The sequence below is a fragment of the Variovorax sp. 10N432 genome, assembly GCF_056394465.1.
In genome coordinates this window covers 1-4,540 of record NZ_JBFTHX010000092.1, presented here as the reverse complement: position 1 = coordinate 4,540, position 4,540 = coordinate 1, and the positions used below count along the sequence as shown (strand labels likewise).

Here is a 4,540-nt window from a genome sequence, read left to right as displayed (position 1 = left end):
CCTCCGCGCCCTCAAAGACCGAACATCAAGCAAAGCAAGAAAGGAGGAAACAGCTACAGTTATCCACAGTCGGCAACCACGATGCCGGCTCCCATCCCCGGGTCAAAGTTCAACCGGCAGGGTGGGTCAAAGTTCAACCGGCGCCGACAATCTGGTGAGCAATGCGCTGAAGTTCACGCCGCCTGGCGGCGAGATCCATGTGCGCCTGAAGAGCGACGGGCCGTGGGCGCTGCTGGAGGTACAGGACACGGGCCGCGGCATCGAAGCGGATCTGCTCGGGCGGGTTTTCGAGATGTTCCAGCAGGGAGACCACAAGCCGTCCACCCGACGCGAAGGTGGTCTGGGCATCGGTCTGGCGCTGGTCAAGAACCTGGCCGAGTTGCATGGCGGCAGTGTCGAGGCCGACTCCGGGGGCCTGGGCAAAGGTTCGGTGTTCAGGGTGCGGCTGCCCTTGCTGGACGACGTGCTCGACAGCCATGCCCCGGGTTTCCAGCTGGTTTCGAATCAGGCCCTGGCCCAACGCCGGATCCTGTTGGTGGATGACGACGTTCACACCCTCGACACGCTCGCYGAGTTGCTGGAGGCGGAAGGAGCCCGGGTCACGACCGCTCGGGGCGCCGAGGAGGCGCTGGAAAAGGCAAGAGAAGCCGATTTCGATCTGGTGGTCTCGGACATCGGAATGCCGGGCACGGACGGGCTCGAGTTGATCGCCCGCCTGCGCAAGCTGCCGCATGCGCGCCGATGGCCGGCGATTGCTGTCACTGGGTTCGGCCGGCCGGCGGATCTGGAGCGGTCCCTGGCCGCAGGCTTCGATCTGCACCTGCGCAAGCCTGTCTCTCTCGAAGCCTTGATCGAGGCGCTGGAGAGACTCGGTCGCGGCTGAGGGGGTATCCAATGGCGTGATGCGGAGGGCAGCGACTCGTACGCGCGTCGCCGTCCGCGCGCCAATCAGGGCGGGTCATTCTCCGCTGCTAGGCCCGAGCGGCTTTTTCCTACGCGCGGCGAGCGCCCGTCGATCCAGTCTGTGCCCCTCGATCCACTGGAGTTCACGATGTCCACGACCAAACGCGCCGAACCCGATGCCTGCAGTCTCCTGGATGCAGACCATCGCAACGTCAAGAAACTGTTCAAGACCTATGAGGAGCTCACCGGCTCCCGAGTAGCCAGCGCCTCTCAAAAGAAGCGCGACCTCGCGAATCAGATCTGCATGGAGTTGACGGTCCACGCGCAGATCGAAGAGGAAATCTTCTACCCGGCCGTTCGGGAGGCGATCAAGGACACCGACCTCTTGGATGAAGCCGAGGTCGAGCACGCCAGTGCCAAGGACCTGATCGCGCAGATTCAGGACGCGACCGAGGTGGACGACAAGTTCGACGCGAAGGTGATCGTGCTCGGTGAGTACATCGTTCATCACGTCAAGGAAGAGCGCAACGAAATCTTCGTTAAGGCGCGCGCGGCACGCGGCCTCGACCTGGTGGGCATGCGCGAGCAACTGCAGGCCCGCAAGGAAGAATTGATGGCAGAGACGGCGGGCGCGACAGCTTCCTAGCTAGACCTTCAGCGGTGGGTCTTGGCGGTGGCCAGCCACCGCCTTTTTTTACGACCTCAATCGCTATGGTCCCGTACGACTTATGGAGGCACGGTGCCGCAGCCGGCCGGGGGCGCGAGCCGCGACCGAGAGACAGGCCCTCGGGCCACTTCCAAAGGGAGTGAGCCCGGGATCCAGCCCAAGAAAACCACCCCCCGGGGACGCGCGCTTGGAGAAACTGCACCTCGGAGGAATCTCAAAGCCACAGCGCCATCGCGGGGTACTCGGCCGCTTGGTCGCTTGGCTGGTCTGCGTCCTCGCGAACGTGTGTGCCGGGATGCTCTGCGCTGCCCCGCGAAGCTTCGATTCCGATGCCCGTGCGGCTCAACCAGGCCAGCTGTGGCGTTGAACCGAGCGGCACCCTTCTCGTCATCCTCCCCGGTCGCGCAATGCAGGTCGGCGAACTGGAAGCCCACGGATTCGTTCAATCGGTGGCATCCCTGCGCCTTAACGTGGATGTACTCCGTGCGGACGCTCATAGCGGCTACTACAGGAACGACACGCTCTTGGAACGCCTTCGCATCGACGTCATCGCACCGGCGCGGGCAGCTGGCTACACATCCTTTTGGCTTGCCGGAATATCGCTGGGTGGGCTCGCAGCCGTACGGTACGCCAACTCCCATCCGAGCGATGTGGACGGCCTTTTCCTGATAGCCCCCTATTTTGGAAGCGCCAGGGCCGCAGAAGCGATCGCGCGCGAAGGTGGCCTCAGGCACTGGCGTGCGCCCACTGTATCGCCCTTGGGGCTGACGCTCGAGACGTACGCTTGGCGCAGTCTTCGCGCCCTTTCGCTGAAGGATCGTGACCAGCCGCCCATCTACCTCGGCTACGGGATACATGACTGGAACGCGCCTGTCGTGCAAGTGCTTGCGGAGGCATTGCCGGCGAGCGTGTCAGGCGACACGACAAACTGACCCCCTGGGATGCGGACGAAAACTTGGACTACCAGGAGGTGGGATGCGGACGAAAACTTGGACTACCAGGAGGTAGTTCATGTATTCATACGACGACAGAATCCGGGCCGTTGAGCTCTACATCAAGCTTGGCAAACGGGTGAGGCCCACCATAAGGCAGCTGGGTTACCCCACGAAGAATTCCCTAAAAGGCTGGTACCGCGAGTATCAGCAGCGCCTCGACCTACCGGTGCGCTATGCAGGTCGGAAGCCCAAGTTCTCGCAGGCGCAGAAGCAGGCGGCTGTCCAGCACTACGTGACCCACGACCGATGCATTGCTGCCACGATGAGGGCGCTGGGCTACCCGAGCCGGGGGACCCTGACCGCATGGCTTCGCGAGGCCCTTCCTGAGAGCCGCAAGGCGGTCGTTGGCAGTGTTGGTCGACGGAGGTACCCCGAGACCTTGAAGCAAGCGGGAGTCATGGAGCTTTGCACTCGGCAGGAAAGCGCGCAGGCAGTGGCCGAGAAATTAGGTGTGTGCCGGCCGACGTTGTACAACTGGAAGAACCAGCTTCTGGGACGTGAGGCACCCGCATCCATGAAACATTCCAATCAATCCCCGCCGGCGCCAGAGCAGGCGGAGCTCGAGCGCCAACTTGAATCGCTGCGACGCGAGGTCAGGCAGCTTCAGCTTGAGCGGGACCTCTTGAACAAGGCCAATGAACTGTTAAAAAAAGGCCTGGGCGTCGATCTGCAGCTCCTGACCAACCGGGAGAAGACACTGCTGATTGACGCCCTCAGGGAGCACTATGGCCTGCCAGAGCTCCTTGCCAAGTTGGGTCTTGCGCATAGTTCGTACTTCTACCATCGAGCCCGTACAACTGTGGGTGACAAGTACCTATCGGTGCGGCAAGCCATCACCGCCATCTTCGAGTCGCATCATCGCTGCTACGGCTACCGCAGGCTGCAGGCATCGCTGGCCAGGCAGCGAGTCCCCATCTCTGAGAAGATCGTCCAACGGCTGATGAAACCGGAAAGCCTGGTTGTTGCAAAGCCCAAGCGGCGCAGATACGCGTCCTTCCTCGGTGAGATCAGTCCAGCACCCGAGAACCTCATCAATCGCGACTTCCAGGCCGCGGCGCCAAATGAGAAGTGGCTCACGGACATCACGGAGTTCCAGATCCCTGCGGGCAAGGTCTACCTGTCGCCAGTCATCGATTGCTTCGATGGGATGGTGGTGAGCTGGACCATTGGAACCAGTCCGGACGCTGAACTGGTGAACACGATGCTGGATGCTGCCATCGAGACGGTGGCACAAACCACCGATCGGCCTGTGGTCCACTCCGATCGCGGCGGACACTACCGCTGGCCTGGCTGGCTATCAAGAATGAGCGAAGCAAACCTCATTCGCTCGATGTCACGCAAGGCGTGCTCACCTGACAACGCAGCCTGTGAAGGCTTCTTCGGCAGACTGAAAACGGAACTGTTCTATCCTCGGGACTGGCAGGCAACGACCATTGAGCAGTTCGTTCAAGCCGTTGATTCCTACATCCGCTGGTACAACAAGAAGCGGATCAAGATCTCCCTCGGCTCGCTCAGCCCCATCGAATACCGGGAGAGCCTTGGACTTGCCGCATAAAACCAGTCCAAGTTTTTGTCCGCATCCCCAGGGGGTCAGTTCCTGATTTCGCTTGACAGAGCGATGTGTTCACTGTGGCAGGGGGGCATGATTGGGAGCCTTGGCTTGAGTTGTGGCAGCGCATGCTTGCGGCCTCTGGCCTCCCACGTTGTTAGGTTGACCCCCTTGCTCGGACCTGGCTGGTGCAGGTCGATCGGTGCGCGACGGGGTGGCCAACGTGCAGATGACGGCTCCCCCGCTGGCCATCGGTCGAACTGGGCGCTCGCCGGGTGCTAGTGCAGTGCGCCACGTAAATATGTACTTATCTTGTGCTCCGTGCCAGCGCCGCCTTGGCGCGCGTGACCTTGGCCAAGATGTCGGTCGCGCTCTTGGTCCAGATGAAGGGTTTGGGGTTGGCGTTGTGGTGGGCCACGTACAGAT

4 protein-coding genes are annotated in these 4,540 nt (G+C 61.9%); all 4 read left to right on the top strand.

What is annotated here, in order from left to right; genetic code table 11:
• Positions 1 to 154: 154 nt before the first annotated feature.
• The 4 genes from AC1DF3_RS36545 to AC1DF3_RS36530 all read left to right on the top strand — a co-directional run bounded on the left by AC1DF3_RS36545 (position 155) and on the right by AC1DF3_RS36530 (position 4,120).
• Complete coding sequence (locus AC1DF3_RS36545) at positions 155 to 883, top strand: response regulator (RefSeq protein WP_478142746.1); 729 nt, start codon at positions 155 to 157, stop codon at positions 881 to 883.
• Between the two features lie 168 nt (positions 884 to 1,051).
• Positions 1,052 to 1,549 carry a hemerythrin domain-containing protein gene (locus AC1DF3_RS36540; protein ID WP_478142745.1) on the top strand — a complete coding sequence of 166 codons (498 nt, stop codon included), beginning with the start codon at positions 1,052 to 1,054 and terminating at the stop codon, positions 1,547 to 1,549.
• Between the two features lie 350 nt (positions 1,550 to 1,899).
• Positions 1,900 to 2,502 carry an alpha/beta fold hydrolase gene (locus AC1DF3_RS36535; RefSeq protein ID WP_478142744.1) on the top strand — a complete coding sequence of 201 codons (603 nt, stop codon included), beginning with the start codon at positions 1,900 to 1,902 and terminating at the stop codon, positions 2,500 to 2,502.
• A 79-nt stretch (positions 2,503 to 2,581) separates the two neighbouring features.
• Positions 2,582 to 4,120, top strand: coding sequence for an IS3 family transposase (locus AC1DF3_RS36530; RefSeq protein WP_478142743.1), 1,539 nt, complete (start codon positions 2,582 to 2,584; stop codon positions 4,118 to 4,120).
• Positions 4,121 to 4,540: the final 420 nt, after the last annotated feature.

Excerpts from the sequence above, each read along its gene's own strand:
- AC1DF3_RS36535 (WP_478142744.1), top strand. The coding sequence starts at position 1,900 with ATGCCCGTGCGGCTCAACCAGGCCAGCTGTGGCGTTGAACCGAGCGGC.
- AC1DF3_RS36540 (WP_478142745.1), top strand. The coding sequence starts at position 1,052 with ATGTCCACGACCAAACGCGCCGAACCCGATGCCTGCAGTCTCCTGGAT.
- AC1DF3_RS36530 (WP_478142743.1), top strand. The coding sequence starts at position 2,582 with ATGTATTCATACGACGACAGAATCCGGGCCGTTGAGCTCTACATCAAG.